This is a genomic window from uncultured Marinobacter sp. (assembly GCF_913055835.1).
Classification (GTDB): Bacteria; Pseudomonadota; Gammaproteobacteria; order Pseudomonadales; family Oleiphilaceae; genus Marinobacter.
This window is the reverse complement of sequence record NZ_CAJXKQ010000001.1, coordinates 230,772-245,386: the sequence shown is the minus strand read 5'-3', so window position 1 is coordinate 245,386 and position 14,615 is coordinate 230,772. Positions and strand designations below refer to the sequence as shown.

16 protein-coding genes are annotated in these 14,615 nt (G+C 57.2%); 10 read left to right on the top strand and 6 right to left on the bottom strand.

Annotated features, from left to right (window positions below; genetic code table 11):
• Positions 1–15: 15 nt before the first annotated feature.
• From QZ534_RS01255 to QZ534_RS01220, 8 genes are all read left to right on the top strand, one after another.
• Entirely contained in the window at positions 16–2,817 is a 2,802-nt protein-coding gene (locus tag QZ534_RS01255; RefSeq protein ID WP_296930448.1) for a monovalent cation/H+ antiporter subunit A, read from the top strand.
• Positions 2,817–3,185: a Na+/H+ antiporter subunit C gene (locus QZ534_RS01250; RefSeq protein ID WP_069182956.1), complete on the top strand. Its 369-nt coding sequence runs from the start codon at positions 2,817–2,819 to the stop codon at positions 3,183–3,185. The genes QZ534_RS01255 and QZ534_RS01250 overlap by 1 nt, the downstream gene beginning before the upstream one ends.
• Entirely contained in the window at positions 3,182–4,699 is a 1,518-nt protein-coding gene (locus tag QZ534_RS01245; protein WP_296930445.1) for a monovalent cation/H+ antiporter subunit D, read from the top strand. Before QZ534_RS01250 ends, QZ534_RS01245 begins: the two co-directional genes overlap by 4 nt.
• Positions 4,699–5,187, top strand: a complete 489-nt coding sequence (locus QZ534_RS01240; protein ID WP_069182954.1) for a Na+/H+ antiporter subunit E — start codon at positions 4,699–4,701, stop codon at positions 5,185–5,187. Before QZ534_RS01245 ends, QZ534_RS01240 begins: the two co-directional genes overlap by 1 nt.
• A complete protein-coding gene (locus QZ534_RS01235) occupies positions 5,184–5,453 on the top strand; it encodes a K+/H+ antiporter subunit F (protein WP_296930440.1) in 270 nt (89 codons plus the stop codon). Before QZ534_RS01240 ends, QZ534_RS01235 begins: the two co-directional genes overlap by 4 nt.
• Before the next feature lie 39 nt (positions 5,454–5,492).
• Positions 5,493–5,825 carry a Na+/H+ antiporter subunit G gene (locus tag QZ534_RS01230; RefSeq protein ID WP_296930437.1) on the top strand — a complete coding sequence of 111 codons (333 nt, stop codon included), beginning with the start codon at positions 5,493–5,495 and terminating at the stop codon, positions 5,823–5,825.
• 96 nt (positions 5,826–5,921) lie between these two features.
• Positions 5,922–6,203 (top strand): pyrimidine/purine nucleoside phosphorylase, encoded by a 282-nt coding sequence (locus QZ534_RS01225; RefSeq protein ID WP_064228261.1) that lies wholly within the window; start codon positions 5,922–5,924, stop codon positions 6,201–6,203.
• A gap of 171 nt (positions 6,204–6,374) precedes the next feature.
• Complete coding sequence (locus QZ534_RS01220) at positions 6,375–8,018, top strand: fatty acid--CoA ligase (RefSeq protein ID WP_296930434.1); 1,644 nt, start codon at positions 6,375–6,377, stop codon at positions 8,016–8,018.
• A 61-nt stretch (positions 8,019–8,079) separates the two neighbouring features.
• Here the strand turns inward: QZ534_RS01220 and QZ534_RS01215 are convergent, their stop codons facing one another.
• The 4 genes from QZ534_RS01215 to QZ534_RS01200 form a co-directional block, all read right to left on the bottom strand.
• Positions 8,080–9,333: a D-amino acid dehydrogenase gene (locus tag QZ534_RS01215; protein ID WP_296930431.1), complete on the bottom strand. Its 1,254-nt coding sequence runs from the start codon at positions 9,331–9,333 to the stop codon at positions 8,080–8,082.
• A gap of 145 nt (positions 9,334–9,478) precedes the next feature.
• Positions 9,479–9,835 carry a translation initiation factor Sui1 gene (locus tag QZ534_RS01210; protein ID WP_296930428.1) on the bottom strand — a complete coding sequence of 119 codons (357 nt, stop codon included), beginning with the start codon at positions 9,833–9,835 and terminating at the stop codon, positions 9,479–9,481.
• 35 nt (positions 9,836–9,870) lie between these two features.
• Complete coding sequence (locus tag QZ534_RS01205) at positions 9,871–10,398, bottom strand: DUF4136 domain-containing protein (protein WP_296930666.1); 528 nt, start codon at positions 10,396–10,398, stop codon at positions 9,871–9,873.
• An 82-nt stretch (positions 10,399–10,480) separates the two neighbouring features.
• Complete coding sequence (locus QZ534_RS01200) at positions 10,481–11,086, bottom strand: YigZ family protein (RefSeq protein ID WP_296930425.1); 606 nt, start codon at positions 11,084–11,086, stop codon at positions 10,481–10,483.
• A 12-nt stretch (positions 11,087–11,098) separates the two neighbouring features.
• Between QZ534_RS01200 and QZ534_RS01195 the strand changes: the two genes are divergently transcribed.
• Positions 11,099–11,299: a hypothetical protein gene (locus tag QZ534_RS01195; protein ID WP_296930422.1), complete on the top strand. Its 201-nt coding sequence runs from the start codon at positions 11,099–11,101 to the stop codon at positions 11,297–11,299.
• On the opposite strand, the gene QZ534_RS01190 is transcribed toward QZ534_RS01195, so the two are convergent.
• Together QZ534_RS01190 and QZ534_RS01185 are read right to left on the bottom strand one after the other, a co-directional pair.
• The gene (locus QZ534_RS01190) at positions 11,255–12,577 is read right to left on the bottom strand and encodes a HAMP domain-containing sensor histidine kinase (protein WP_296930419.1); all 1,323 of its coding nucleotides are present in this window, start codon (positions 12,575–12,577) and stop codon (positions 11,255–11,257) included. The two genes, QZ534_RS01195 and QZ534_RS01190, sit on opposite strands and share 45 nt — an antisense overlap.
• Positions 12,574–13,260 carry a response regulator transcription factor gene (locus QZ534_RS01185; RefSeq protein WP_296930416.1) on the bottom strand — a complete coding sequence of 229 codons (687 nt, stop codon included), beginning with the start codon at positions 13,258–13,260 and terminating at the stop codon, positions 12,574–12,576. Before QZ534_RS01185 ends, QZ534_RS01190 begins: the two co-directional genes overlap by 4 nt.
• A 174-nt stretch (positions 13,261–13,434) precedes the next feature.
• Between QZ534_RS01185 and QZ534_RS01180 the strand changes: the two genes are divergently transcribed.
• Positions 13,435–14,601 (top strand): GNAT family N-acetyltransferase, encoded by a 1,167-nt coding sequence (locus QZ534_RS01180; protein WP_296930414.1) that lies wholly within the window; start codon positions 13,435–13,437, stop codon positions 14,599–14,601.
• The last annotated feature ends 14 nt before the right edge of the window (positions 14,602–14,615 follow it).

Sequence of the window (14,615 nt, the reverse complement as noted above, 5' to 3'; positions counted from 1 at the left end):
AATAACGAGGTTGCGATGTCGCTACCGCTGGTTGTTTTACTGCCATTTCTGGGTGCCATAGCCGCACCCCTTTTCGCCCAGGGCGGCAGAACGGCGATTGCCGTTGCATCTTCCGTACCCGCGCTCATCGCACTGGCGGCCCTGTTCCCTCATTGGGCAACCCTGGCCGATGGCGGTGTAGTGCTGCACAGCTACGAGTGGCTCCCGGCCCTCGGCCTGTCCTTCAGCTTCCGGCTGGACGGACTGTCTCTGCTGTTCGCCCTGCTGATCCTGATTATCGGCCTGCTGATCATTCTCTACTCTCGTTATTACCTGAAAGCTCACGAGAACGTCGGCAAGTTCTACGCCCTCCTGCTCTGTTTCAAGGGCTCGATGTTGGGCATTGTGCTCTCCAGTAATCTGCTGCTGATGATGATTTTCTGGGAACTGACCAGCCTGACGTCATTCCTGTTGATCAGCTTCTGGACCCACAAACAGGACGCCCGTCGCGGTGCCCGTATGGCGCTTGCGGTCACTGGTGGCGGTGGCCTGGCGCTGCTGGCCGGCATACTGATCATCGGCAACATTGTTGGCAGCTTCGAACTCGATGACGTGCTGGCAGCCGGTGACCAGATCAAGGCACATGCCATGTACCCGGTGGCCCTGACTCTCGTTCTGCTGGGCGCGTTCACCAAATCGGCCCAGTTTCCGTTCCATTTCTGGCTACCTCACGCCATGCAGGCGCCTACCCCGGTGTCGGCCTACCTGCACTCGGCTACCATGGTCAAAGCCGGCATTTTCCTTATGGCCCGGCTTTATCCGGCCCTGGCAGGCACCGAGCAATGGTTCTATATGGTCAGCTTTACCGGCATGGCCACCCTGCTCATTGGCGCCTATGTCGCCATGTTCAAGCATGATCTTAAAGGACTGTTGGCCCATTCAACGGTCAGCCACCTGGGCCTGATCACCCTGCTGTTTGGCATGGGCACCCAGCTTGCCGCCGTGGCGGCGGTTTTCCATGTAATCAACCACGCGACCTTTAAAGCCTCCCTGTTTATGGCCGCCGGTATCATCGACCATGAAACCGGCACCCGGGATATGCGGCGCATCAACGGCCTGTGGCGCTACATGCCCCACACCGCCACCCTCGCCATGGTGGCTGCCTCTTCCATGGCCGGTGTTCCGCTTCTGAACGGCTTCCTGAGTAAGGAAATGTTCTTTGCCGAATCCCTGGAACTGAACCTCCCCGGTCTTTTGGCCTGGCTGCCACCGGTTGTTGCTACCCTGGCCGGTATCTTCGCGGTGGCGTATTCGGCCCGTTTCGTCCACGATGTTTTCTTCAATGGCAAACCGGTGGATCTTCCAATCTATCCGCCCCATGAGCCTCCGCGCTACATGAAGTTTCCTGTGGAGATCCTGGTGTTTGCCTGCATCATGGTAGGTGTGTTCCCCGCAATTTCGGTCGGGCCGCTACTCTACATCGCTGCGTCCGCCACGCTTGGTGGTGATGTGCCAGAATACACACTTTCTGTCTACCATGGCTTCAACCTTCCGTTGCTCATGAGTTTCGTTGCCTTTTTCGGGGGCCTGCTCATGTACAGCCAGCGTCAGCGTTTCTTCGACTTCCATGCCCGATTCAAGGAAATTGACGAAAAAGCTGTCTTCGAGTCAGTGGTTCTTCGGGTTGTCGATCTGGCCAACAGAGTTACCACGCGCATCGAGAATGGTTCGCTTCAACGGTACGCATTGCTGCTTTTCGCCAGTGTTATTGCTGTTGCTGCAGCGCCCCTTCTTGGTCTGGGGATTTTCGTCGGGGAGAACGGATTGAGTCCGATTGATGCACCTACGACGATTGCTGCTGGCATCCTTATTCTTTGCGCCCTGGCAACCGCTACCGTGCATCGGCAGCGCTTTTATGCACTGGTTCTGCTCAGCGTGGTGGGCCTGATTGTGGCCCTGGCCTTCGCCCGATTCTCGGCGCCGGATCTTGCCATGACCCAGCTGTCTGTCGAGGTTGTGACCATTGTTCTTCTGATGCTCGCACTTTTCTACATGCCGTCCTGGACTCCGATAGAAACCCCAATGAAACGGCGTTTGAGGGACATGGCGATCGCAGGAGCTGCAGGTATCGGTATGACGCTGGTCACGCTCGCCATGCTGACCCAGCCATTCAGTTCAATTTCTGAATTTTTCCTGGAGAACAGCAAAACCGGCGGCGGCGGCACCAACGTGGTCAACGTAATTCTGGTGGACTTCCGTGGCTTCGATACCCTCGGGGAAATCGCCGTGTTGGCTATTGCCGCCCTCGGCATTTACGCCATGCTCAAAAACACGGCCCTGACACCACCCCCAAGTGATGGCGAGGGGCACGCGTGGACCCGGGATGCCTATCCGCTGATGCTTCGCCAGATTGCGCGCCCGATGTTACCACTGGCTCTGATGGTATCGGTGTTCATTTTCCTGCGAGGCCACAACTTGCCTGGCGGCGGCTTCATCGCCGGCCTGATCACCTCGGTGGCACTCATTCTCCAGTACATTGCCAGCGGCATGATCTGGACCCAGGACAGGATTCCATTCCGTTATCACAACGTAATTGGTCTGGGCCTTCTGTTCGCAACTATTGCTGGCGTCGGAAGTTTTGCCTTCGGCTACCCATTCCTGACGTCCACCTTCGGCTACATAACCTGGCCGGTAGTAGGAAAATTCGAGGTTGCTTCCGCCCTGGTTTTTGATCTCGGCGTCTATCTGACGGTTATCGGAGCCACTTTGCTTGCGCTGGTGAGTATTGGACGGCTGTCGCCCCACTCGGCTATCAAGAGTAAAAAGGAGGGTGCGTAATGGAGCTCGTTTTCGCACTGGTTATTGGCGCCCTGACGGCATCCGGCGTTTATCTGATTCTGCGGTCACGCACCTTCCCCGTGGTGGTCGGTCTGACCATGCTTTCCTACGGCGTGAACCTCTTCCTGTTTTCCAGTGGTCGCCTAGCGACGGGCCAGCAGCCAGTGCTCGGCACTGCAGCTACCCACTCAGACCCACTGCCACAGGCGCTGGTACTGACGGCTATCGTGATTGGCTTCGCCATGACGGCGTTCGTTGTGGTGTTGTCGCTGCGAAACCTGGCAGACAACGATGACGATCATGTCGATGGCAAGCAGCCCTACAAATCACCTGCTCCGGAAGAAGAAGAGGAGGTAACCGGTAAATGAACCATTGGCTTACCGCTCCTGTTCTGATTCCGTTGCTTGGTGGCATTCTTCAGGCTTTCATGGGCTACGCACCTATCAGTCTGCGCCGCACCCTGGCGCTGGCAACAACTGTGTTGATCATGGTCTCAGCCATCGTGCTTCTGGTGTTGGCAGACGATGGCAGCTATCGGATCTATGCGTTTGGCAACTGGCAGCCGCCCTTCGGGATTGTTCTGGTACTGGATCGCCTGGCTGCACTGATGCTGGTGATGACAGCCGTGCTGGCACTGTTTTGCCATATCTATGCCATTGGCGGCGCCGATGAAGGCAACCGCCAGTTCCACGCGTTGTTCCTGTTCCAGATCATGGGTCTGAACATTGCCTTCCTCACCGGTGACCTGTTCAACCTTTTCGTTGCCTTCGAGGTGTTACTCATTGCCTCCTATGGCTTGCTGATGCACGGCGGGGGCACCGTCAGAACCGTCCCCGGCCTGCACTACGTGGTCCTGAATCTCGCCGGTTCCGCCATTTTCCTCATCAGTGTCGGAATGATCTACAGTGTCACCGGGACCCTGAACATGGCCGATCTGGCAGTAAAAATTCCCCAGGTCTCGGGCGAGGACGTGAATATTGTCAAGGCTGGCGGGATGATGCTTCTCGTGGTCTTCGGCCTGAAAGCAGCCATTCTGCCTCTATGCTTCTGGCTACCCAGGGCCTACTCGAAAGCCACGGCTCCGGTCGCCGCATTGTTTGCAGTCATGACCAAGGTTGGCATCTATGCGATTTTGCGCGTGTATTTGCTGATTTTCGGCGACGATGCGGGCGAATTGGCCAATCTGGGCATGGACTGGCTGTTCCCTATTGCCTTGGCCACCCTCGCCATGGGCGTTATAGGAGCGCTTGGTTCTGGCAGTCTGAAAACCCTGGTGGCATGGCAGGTCATCATTTCCGTGGGCACATTACTGGCACCAATATCGCTCGGCTCCGAAGCCGGGCTGTCCGCTGCCCTGTTCTATTTGTTGAGCACAACCTGGACGGTTGGTGGTCTGTTCCTCGTCTCGGAGCTGGTGGCCAACCAAAGAGGCTCTGCTCAGGATCGCATCGTTACGGCCCCAAAAATGCAAAACCGCACCTTCCTCAGCGTGCTGTTTCTGGTCGGCGCCGTTGCCGCGGCAGGGCTACCACCACTGAGTGGATTCTTTGGCAAGGTACTGATTCTGCAATCCGTGCAGTCGGGAACTGAAATGGCCTGGCTATGGTCTGTACTGCTTATTGGCAGCTTCCTGACCGTTATCGCGTACAGTCGTGCGGGCAGTATTGTTTTCTGGCGGACTGTGGACGGCCATCTGGAAAAACCTGACCCCCTCAACGGCCGGATTTCCGTCGCAGCTGGCGCTCTGACTGCCCTGGCGGTTGCGATAGTGGTCCTGGCAGGGCCAATAACACGCTACACCGATGAGACGGCGACCCAACTCTTTAACAACGATGCCTATATCAACATCTTGCAGACCCCCGTGGTCGGGGAGGATGACTGATGCTTGATCGATTGAGTTTTCCGCAACCCTGGTTAAGCCTGATCCTTTTTACGACCTGGCAGTTGCTGAGCGATGGAGTATCCGGAGCCAGCGTTGTGATGGGGATCATTCTCGCCTGGCTGATCCCCCAAATCACCCAGGGATTCTGGCCTGAGCGACCGGCATTCATCAAATCCTGGAAGATGCCTGCTTATCTGGCCATCGTGTTGAAGGATATTGTGGTAGCCAGTTTCTCTGTCGCACGGCTGATTCTGAGTCCGCGCCAGCCAAGACCGATCTTCGTCTGTTACCCGCTTCAGCTCGAGCATCCGCTGGCTATTTCAATTCTCGCCAGCACAATTTCTCTGACGCCGGGCACCGTATCTGCCGATGTCAGTGATGACCAGAAAACACTGCTGATCCATACTCTGGATGCCGGCAGCGATCAGGAGGTCATTGACGCCATTCACAAGCGCTATGAGAAGCCACTGATGGAGATGTTCCAATGATGACAGTCGCTCTCTACATCACGATCGCCATGGTGACTCTGGCCGCATTGCTCAATGTCTACCGGCTGATCAAGGGACCCGATGCACCAGATCGTGTTCTGGCACTGGACACGCTTTACATCAACGCCATTGCTCTGATCATCCTCCTCGGAATCACCCTGGGTACCCGTATGTACCTGGAAGCAGCCCTGCTGATCGCGGTGATGGGCTTTGTCGGGACCGTTGCCATGGCCAAGTATCTCAAGCGAGGCAGTGTCATTGAATAGTCCCGTTTTCTATCCTTCACTTGCTGGAGACATGTCACGATGAGCCTGATTGCGGAATACCTCATATCAGCTCTGCTGATACTGGGTGGCGCTTTTACCCTGATAGGCGCCATAGGTCTTGCCAGACTTCCGGATTTCTTCACCCGCCTGCATGGCCCAACAAAAGCCACAACAGTGGGTGTTGGCGCGATCATGCTGAGCTCTGTGTTTTATTTCAGTGCCAATGGCGCAGGAATCGGCATTTCAGAAATCCTTATCACTGTGTTTCTGCTGATGACCGCACCGGTGAGTGCAAATATCCTGGCCAAAGCAGCGATGCATATCGGTGTCAAAACCATGGAGAATACCGAGGGCAACCCCTGGGACCAGTGAAAACCTTGATCGTGGATCCTGATCCGCATTTTGTCATTGGACTTCAAGAAAATTGCCGTATAGTAGGCTCCCAAACTTATTTGAGGAGCCCAGCACATGCTGAAAGTAAATGAATATTTCGACGGCAAGGCAAAATCCATCGCCTTCCAGACCTCCACTCTGCCCGCCACGGTGGGCGTTATCAGCCCGGGTGAGTATGAGTTCGGCACCAGCAAAAAAGAAACCATGACCGTCATCAGTGGCGCCCTGACCGTCCTGCTGCCGGGCATGGAAGAGTGGATGACCTACGGCGCGGGCGAGAGTTTTGACGTAGCCGGCCAGGCCAGCTTCAAGGCAAAAACCGACATCGACACCGCTTACCTCTGCACCTACGAGTAGGTCCGGCCTTCGATCTTGCCAAAGGTCCGCAGAGCGGAACAGAAAGCCTGGCTAACCCGCCGTCCGCTCTGCATTTTTTCACTTTCACCGGTTCCTGTTTCAGCCAAACTGTGTCAGATTTATTCCTGTTTCTCGCGATAACACCAACAACTGGGAAAGAGGAAACAAGCAATGGCACAGACCCGCATACTACCCCCGGCTGAGAACGCCTACGAATACCCCCTGTTGATCAAACGACTTCTGCTTTCCGGCCCTCGATACAATCCGGACCAGGAAATCGTGTATTCTAACCGGAGCAAATACACTTACACCGATCTGGTAGAGCGCATCCATCGCCTGGCAAACGCCCTGACCGATGCTGGTGTAAAACCCGGTGATACGGTTGCAGTGATGGACTGGGATACGCCGCGGTATCTGGAGTGTTTCTTTGCCATTCCGATGATTGGTGCCATTCTGCACACGGTCAACATCCGGCTGTCGCCGGACCAGATTGTTTACACCATGAACCACGCCGAAGACGATGTGGTCCTGGTGCACGATGATTTCCTCCCGATCATTGAAGCCGTCAAGGGCGAGATCAAAACGGTCAAGACCTGGATTCAGCTCACCGACAGCGATGCCGCTCAACAGGCACCGGTTGAAACCATCGGCGAGTACGAGAGCCTGCTGGCCAAGGCGGATGACAAATTCGACTTCCCGGATTTCGACGAAAACAGTGTGGCAACCACCTTCTACACCACCGGTACCACCGGCAACCCCAAGGGTGTTTACTTCAGCCACCGCCAGCTCGTCCTCCACACACTGGCCATGACCGGCACCGTGGCGTCGTTCGATGAAATGCCGCTGATGCGCTCTTCATCGGTTTACATGCCGGTGACACCCATGTTCCATGTGCATGCCTGGGGTGTTCCCTATGCCGCCACCATGATGGGCATCAAGCAGGTCTACCCCGGACGCTATGAGCCGGAGTTGCTGGTCGACCTTATCAAAGAGCACAAGGTCACCTTCTCCCATTGCGTTCCCACCATCATGCAGATGATGATGGCCACCGAATCCATCAAGACCGCAGACCTGAGCAACTGGCACGTGCTGATCGGCGGCAGCGCACTCACCAAGGGACTGTGCGACGCCGGAGCCAGGCTCGGCATCAAGATGTACACTGCCTACGGCATGTCTGAGACCTGCCCACTGCTCTGCGCTTCCCACCTCACCCCCGAAGATCTGGAACTGCCTCTTGAACAGCAAACGGCGAAGCGGGTGAAGACCGGCATTGCAACGCCCATGGTTGAACTGGAAATCGTAGACCCAGAGGGCAACCCGGTACCCCACGATGGCGAAGCCAAGGGCGAGATCGTGGCCCGCGCGCCCTGGCTCACCCAGGGTTACTTCAAGGAACCCGAGAAAGGCGAACAGCTCTGGGAAGGTGGCTGGCTGCATACCGGCGACGTTGCGTCCATGGAGCCGGACAACACCATCACCATCAAGGACCGCATCAAGGACGTGATCAAGACCGGCGGTGAGTGGCTGTCGTCCCTGGACCTGGAGAACCTGATCAGCCAGCACCCGGCTGTCGCAGGTGCTGCCGTGGTGGGCGTGCCTGATGAGAAATGGGGCGAACGCCCGCATGCACTGGTGACCCTGAAGCCCGGTGAGCAGGCCAGTGCCGGGGATATCCAGAACCATCTGAAGCAGTTCGTGGAAAGCGGCGAAATCAACAAATGGGCGATCCCAGAGCACATTGATTTCGTGGAGGATATTCCGAAAACCAGTGTTGGCAAGATCAACAAGAAGCTGATTCGGGATCAGTTGCAGTAACCAGTCCGTAAACCAGAGCCAGGGGTCAGATGAAGATTTTCATCTGGCCCCTTTTTCATTTCTAAAGCCCGGAAAACGTAAAATCCACCTCAGGCTTGCGACCATCAATAATGTCCGCAAGGGCCGCGGCGGAGCCACAGGAATGGGTCCAGCCCAGGGTGCCGTGACCGGTATTCAGGTAAAGGTTGGCGAAGTGGCTTTTCCCGATGTATGGCACATTGGAAGGGGCCGCAGGCCGCAGGCCCGTCCAGAACTCGGCCTGGTCCCAGTAGCCTGCTTCGGGCATGACTTCCGCAGTGCGACGGACGATGGCGCGGCAACGGGTGTAATTCAGTTTCCGGCTGTAACCACTGAGTTCCGCGGTTCCCGCCACACGCATTCGATCCCCGAGGCGTGAGTAAACCAGTTTGTACTCATCGTCGGTCAGGCTGACCTTGAAGGCTGCCTCTTCGTTTTTCACCGGCACGGTAATCGAATACCCCTTGGCCGGGTATATGTTGAGGAAGATGCCAAGCTGTCGGGCCAGCGCCGCGCTGAAACTGCCCATACTCAGAACATAGGCGTCGGCGCGCAGAGTCTCATGGTGGCCTTCACGGAGAGTCTGAACCCCAAGCACCCGCTCGCCGGCACGCTCGAAGCTCAGAATCTCTGTCCCGTACCGGAACTCAACACCGGCCTCTGCGCATCGCTTTGCGAGGTTCTGGGTGAACATCCTTGCATCACCGGATTCATCTTCCGAGGTGTAGGTTGCACCCGCGATCCGGTTCTGGATCGGCTTGAGTGCCGGCTCCAGTTCAACGGCGCGATCGGCATCGATAACCTGCCTGTCACAACCCAGCTCCTGCATGATCCGGGTCGGCTCCATGGCGCCTTCAAACTCGGCCGGATTGGTGTAGAAATGGAGGATACCCTTCTCAAGATGGTCGTACTCTATTCCGGCTTCCTTGCGAAGAGCCTGCAACTGGCTACGGCTGTAGGTGCCAAGGTTCACTATCTGGCGGATATTGTGAGCGGCCTTGGCCGAAGTGCATTGCCCCAGGAAAGAAAGCGCCCAGCGCCATTGGGCCGGGTCCAGCTTTGGCCGGAACAGCAACGGGGCGTCCGGCTTGGTAAGCCACTTCAACACCTTCAGGGGAGCTGATGGATTGGCCCAGGGCTCGGCATGGGAGACCGAGATCTGCCCCCCGTTGGCATAACTGGTTTCCAGACCGGCCTTATTCTGGCGATCAACCACCGTTACCTGGTGCCCCTGCTTCTGCAGATACCAGGCCGTGGTAATGCCCACAACGCCTGCGCCCAAAACCAGTATATGCATGCTTGCCTCCGGTAGAACGAAACTTGCCACCCCCAGGGATATACCCCGGGGATTTCCGGCCAGATTCCGGTTGATGTAAAACTCGGGATTCGTTGTTCGAGGGCTCTATTGTAGCGTGAGCAATGGGGAATTGCGTGTCATACCATCAGCCACCAGCGCGTTTGACGGTCCACCCCTTCTGTTCCAGCAATGGAACCAGAAGGTCGCGCTGGTCGCCCTGGATTTCGACCACACCGTCTTTTACCGTGCCGCCAGTGCCACATTTGGCTTTCAACACCTTGGCGTAGGCTTTGAGTTCCTTGTCGTCGAGCGGGATACCGGTGATCAGGGTGACACCCTTGCCCTTCCGGCCCTTGGTTTCCCGGCTCACCCGGACGATACCGTCTCCGGCAGGCGGTGATGCTGCCTTGCAGGTGCATTCATCCACCGGGTTGCGGCAATCCGGGCACATTCGCCCCTTTTCGGTCGAGAAAACCAGACCGCCCTCAGATCGCTTCTTCATTCCGTCTCCGTGCAATTGCTGTCCTGCCAGGTCTTTCAATCAAGACCGGGAGGGTACTTGGTAAACATTTCAGCCACGACTTCGTCGATCAGTTCCCTGCGGGTTTCCGGTAACTGGTTTTCATTCAGATAGCGTCGGCTGGCTGCACGCCAGACAACTTCCTTCGTCTCGCTGTCCGCCAGCTCGACGACCAGCTTGCCCTCTTCAATCTCACGCACCGGTGGCGGCGCGGACAGAGCCCAGCCGAAATTACCGCTACCGAAGCCAAACCCGAGGCCCAGGCCAGTCTGTTCGAGCCGCTCTTCCGGGACAATCTGCCAGCTGACGAGCAAGTCCGCCTCGGCCTCAGGCACCTGTCGCAATGCTTTGCGATTCAGCTCTCGCTCAACGGCACTGCGTACCCGTGTGCCATCGAGTGAGGTAAATGACGACTCGTTCGTACCACTGGCAAACGCCCAGGATGAATAATTTCCAAAAACCACAGACGAGTTGTAGTCGGTCACCACATTGCTGGCGCAACCGGTCATGGCCAGTGCAACAACCGCCAACATCAGAAAACGCATCATGATTTCTGCCCTCAATTGAGAAGATCGCTATTCAAACAGTATACGCGTAGCTAACGCGTGACGATGCCCCCGGGATCCATCATCTTTCAAAACTGTAATCCAGCTTCTGGGCATCGCAGAACGCCCCGAACTCCGCCTGGAGGTCCTCCGGAACCAGCACATGGGCACGGACGGACGCCCCATAATCAACCGACTCCACCGATGCACCGTTCACATCGCACCAATGGCGAAGGGGCTGTTCATCGGCGAAGGACAGGGACACCCGCGCGTTGGTCATGGGTTTCTGGACCACCCGGTCAACGGCAGACAGAACACTCTCTGCGGCACCGGCATAAGCCCGCACCAGTCCGCCGGCACCCAGCTTTATACCGCCGAAGTACCGGATCACCATCACCAGGACATCGCCCATATCCTTGTGCTGAATCACATTAAGAATCGGCTTGCCGGCCGTTCCGGAAGGCTCGCCATCATCGTTCATGGCGGCCTCGGCGGCAGAACCGGGGCGGCCGATCTGGTAAGCCCAGCAGATATGGCGGGCGTCCGGATGGTCCTGGTGCGCCTGTTCAAGCCAGTCTTTCACCTCTTCCCGGGAGCTCACCGGGGCCACCCGTGCAATGAACCGGCTTTTCTTCACTTCCGTTTCACGCTCAAGGTATCCTGCGGGAACGGGGTAATCTTTTTTCATGGACAACGACCTATGGCCTCTGACGACGAGTACAACAACCCGGGCACTGCCAAACCCGCAAGAATCCGCAAGGCAGCCTGCGGGATCCGGTTTGACGAGGACGAGCTGCAAGAGGGTATCGACTTTTCCGGTGCTGAGAAACTGAAGCCCTCCGATCCGGAGACGGAATCAACCAGCTCCGAAAAACACCGGCAGACGAACCGTCACCCGTAAGCCGCCATACTCACCGGCTTCTGCCGCAATGACACCATCGTGGGCGGCAACAATGTCTCTGGCGATGGCAAGGCCCAGTCCCCAGCCCTTGCCTCCCCGAGACTTGTCCGCCCGAAAGAACGGCTCGAAAAGCTGACCCATCAGCTCAACCGGAACGCCCGGCCCCTCGTCATCAACCGTCAGGGTCAGCCAGTCATCTGCCACGGTCACGACCAGATGAACCGCCCTGCCAGGCGGTGTGTGATCAAGGGCATTCTGAAGCACGTTATCGATAGCGCGCTGTAAAAGGCCTTCATCGCCCAGCACTGATGCCCGCGAGCTTTCCGGCGCAACCACAAGCTTGCAGTCCACACCCTGTTGTTCGGCGTAATCTGCGGCATCCTTCAGAACCTGATTGATCACATGGACCAGCCGGAGGGGCTCGCGCTCGATATCGCCGCCGGCTTCAGTGACCCGGTAAAGCGTCAGTATCTGCCCGGTCATGGTTTCAAGCCGTTCGTTCTGGCGCAAAATACTCGCCATCAGCTCCTCGTCCGCACCGGCCTCGCTTGCCAGCTCGATGGCGATACGTTGGCGAGTGAGCGGTGTCCTCAGGTCATGGGAGATATCCCGGAGCAGGTGCTTTTGTCGTTCCAGCAGGCTGCAAAGCTGCTCTGTCATCCCATTGAAAGCCGTTGCCAACTGCCCAACCTCATCCCGGCGCTGTGCAATCTTCTCGCTAACCCTCAGTGACTTATCCCCCTCCGCAATCGCCCTGGCCGTGGTTTCCATATGCCGGAGCGGTCGTGATACGAGGCGGGCAATCCACCAGCACGCCAGGGAAATCATCAGCAAGGCCAGCCCCAGCTCGATAGCGCGAAAGAATCGGGGGTTGAGCCAGCCAGCGCCCTGCACCCGGGGCCAGGCTACCAACCTGTAACCGTTGCCAACATCCAGAACCGCCGGTTTCTGTGGATACCATCCGGATTTCATTCGGTCTCTAATGAACGAAGGCAACTTGCCATCGTTTTCATCCTGCTCGAGCAGCACCAGAAACAATTCAAGTCGCTCTCCCTCATCCCGCAGAAAGCGCCAGGCAGCACCGCGATCACCAGCCTCGCGAATTGCGATCGCTTCTTCTGCCAGATCCCTGAGCCCCGCCTGCCGCTCGATGGCTTCACGTTCCCGGTCCAGGAGCATTCTGGTTGCCAGGTTGCTGGCCACCACGGTGACAACCATGGCCAGCCAGATCGAGAGAAAAATACGCCAGAACAGGGGAAACATGGGCCGTTGCTTCATTCCGGCACCCGATAGCTATAACCCAGCCCCCGAACGGTTTCGATCCGTGGCGGATCGTCATTGCCCAGCTTTTTGCGTAGGTTGCTGATGTGCATATCAAGGGTACGGTCGTAGGCCTCCAGCCGCCGACCAAGTGCCCACTGCATGAGATCGGTCTTGCGCACCACGCTGCCGGCATGCGCCAGCAGAACCTGCAGAACCTCGTATTCAGTGGCAGTCAGCTCCATCGCCACATCGTTCTGATAGATCCGGCGATGACCCGGCTCGACACGGAGGTCGCCGTATGTCCGCGCAGCATTAACTTCAGTTTTCTGGTCCCAGGCAATCCGTCGCAACAGCGCCTGCAGTCGGGCCACCAGCTCCCGCGGATTACATGGTTTGGGAATGTAGTCATCAGCACCCACTTCAAAACCCACAATCCGATCCGTCTCATCGCCGCGGGCAGTCAGCAGTACCACCGGCAGATGAGTCTCTGCCCTCAACTCCCGTAGTACCTCAAGGCCACTGATGTCTGGCAGCATGATGTCGAGAACCACGATATCGCAGTCCTGGCCGAGCGCCAGGGCCAGTCCGTCCCGACCGTTTGCCGCCTCGCGGACGGTGAACCCCTGGTTGCTGAGGTAGCGGGCAAGCAGCTCTCGCAGTTCATCATCGTCCTCGACCAGTAACACCCTGTTCTGCATATCACTTCTCCACCTGTCGCACCGGCAACCGTTGCTGCCTGAAGTCTAACACGCCACCCGCAGGCCGCTGATTCGGGCTTGCCCCTTTGCAGAACCTTTACAATGGCTTTCGGGGTGATCAGAAGCCATCTTCTGACGTATGGTATCGGGTACACAAAGGAGTTTTCACCCACCATGCCAGAACCCGGACCAGCAACCCTTACACTGGAAACGTGCACCAGCATTGATGATATTCCCGCCAGGCAGTGGGAACGGCTGGCTGGGCATTCCAACCCTTTTCTTCGCTACGAATTTTTCCAGGCTCTGGAAGCGTCCGGTTGCACATCAGAAGCCACCGGTTGGTCACCCAGCCACCTTGTGTTCAAGGTGGAGGGCAGAATCGTCGGCCTGGCACCGGCTTTCCTGAAAAGCCACTCCATGGGGGAGTATGTTTTCGATTGGGCCTGGGCCGATGCCTACCAGCGACATGGCCTTTCGTATTACCCAAAGCTGTTGATTGCCATTCCTTTCACGCCCTCTGCAGGCCCCCGGTTGTTGCTGGATCCGGATCTGCGTCAACAACTGACCGCCGAACAGATTCATGATCTGCTCGACACCCTGACCGACACACTGGGCGCCCACTCCTGGCACCTGCTGTTTCCGGACAGCGAGGACCAGAAACTGCTCCACCACGACCGGGAGCTACACCGTATCGGATGTCAGTTCCACTGGCACAACCACGGCTATGGGAACTTCGAGGATTTTCTGGGTGCATTGACGTCCCGCAAGCGAAAATCCATACGCAAGGAGCGTCGGCAAGTTGCGGAACAGGGTATTTCCTTTACCCGCTTCCACGGCCGGGGCATTCCGGAGCATGTACTCTCCGCCTTCTATGTGTTCTACCAGGCAACCTATCTCAAGCGTGGTCAACGGCCCTACCTCAACAAGCAATTCTTTGAGCTGCTTCTGGAGAAGTTACCCGAGCATGTTCATCTGGTGATGGCTGAGCGCGAAGGCGAAATGATTGCCGGAGCGCTATTTCTGGCCGGCGAGAGCACACTCTATGGCCGTTACTGGGGCTGCCTGGACGAATACAACCACCTGCACTTCGAGACCTGCTATTACCAGGGTATCGAGCTGGCCATGGATCTGGGCATGAGCCACATCGACGCCGGCGCCCAGGGTGAACACAAACTGGTACGAGGCTTTGAGCCGGTGATTACCCATTCCTGGCACGGCATTATGCACCCTGGCTTCCGGGAGGCCATTGAAAACTTTACCCACGAGGAGGCGGAAGACGTCCGGGGTTACTTTAACGATGCCCAATCAGTCCTGCCCTTTCGACAACAGACGCAGGATTAACTTCTATACTGAGA

Excerpts from the sequence above, each read along its gene's own strand:
- QZ534_RS01255 (WP_296930448.1), top strand. The coding sequence starts at position 16 with ATGTCGCTACCGCTGGTTGTTTTACTGCCATTTCTGGGTGCCATAGCC.
- QZ534_RS01250 (WP_069182956.1), top strand. The coding sequence starts at position 2,817 with ATGGAGCTCGTTTTCGCACTGGTTATTGGCGCCCTGACGGCATCCGGC.
- QZ534_RS01245 (WP_296930445.1), top strand. The coding sequence starts at position 3,182 with ATGAACCATTGGCTTACCGCTCCTGTTCTGATTCCGTTGCTTGGTGGC.
- QZ534_RS01240 (WP_069182954.1), top strand. The coding sequence starts at position 4,699 with ATGCTTGATCGATTGAGTTTTCCGCAACCCTGGTTAAGCCTGATCCTT.
- QZ534_RS01235 (WP_296930440.1), top strand. The coding sequence starts at position 5,184 with ATGATGACAGTCGCTCTCTACATCACGATCGCCATGGTGACTCTGGCC.
- QZ534_RS01230 (WP_296930437.1), top strand. The coding sequence starts at position 5,493 with ATGAGCCTGATTGCGGAATACCTCATATCAGCTCTGCTGATACTGGGT.
- QZ534_RS01225 (WP_064228261.1), top strand. The coding sequence starts at position 5,922 with ATGCTGAAAGTAAATGAATATTTCGACGGCAAGGCAAAATCCATCGCC.
- QZ534_RS01220 (WP_296930434.1), top strand. The coding sequence starts at position 6,375 with ATGGCACAGACCCGCATACTACCCCCGGCTGAGAACGCCTACGAATAC.
- QZ534_RS01215 (WP_296930431.1), bottom strand. The coding sequence starts at position 9,333 with ATGCATATACTGGTTTTGGGCGCAGGCGTTGTGGGCATTACCACGGCC.
- QZ534_RS01210 (WP_296930428.1), bottom strand. The coding sequence starts at position 9,835 with ATGAAGAAGCGATCTGAGGGCGGTCTGGTTTTCTCGACCGAAAAGGGG.
- QZ534_RS01205 (WP_296930666.1), bottom strand. The coding sequence starts at position 10,398 with ATGCGTTTTCTGATGTTGGCGGTTGTTGCACTGGCCATGACCGGTTGC.
- QZ534_RS01200 (WP_296930425.1), bottom strand. The coding sequence starts at position 11,086 with ATGAAAAAAGATTACCCCGTTCCCGCAGGATACCTTGAGCGTGAAACG.
- QZ534_RS01195 (WP_296930422.1), top strand. The coding sequence starts at position 11,099 with ATGGCCTCTGACGACGAGTACAACAACCCGGGCACTGCCAAACCCGCA.
- QZ534_RS01190 (WP_296930419.1), bottom strand. The coding sequence starts at position 12,577 with ATGAAGCAACGGCCCATGTTTCCCCTGTTCTGGCGTATTTTTCTCTCG.
- QZ534_RS01185 (WP_296930416.1), bottom strand. The coding sequence starts at position 13,260 with ATGCAGAACAGGGTGTTACTGGTCGAGGACGATGATGAACTGCGAGAG.
- QZ534_RS01180 (WP_296930414.1), top strand. The coding sequence starts at position 13,435 with ATGCCAGAACCCGGACCAGCAACCCTTACACTGGAAACGTGCACCAGC.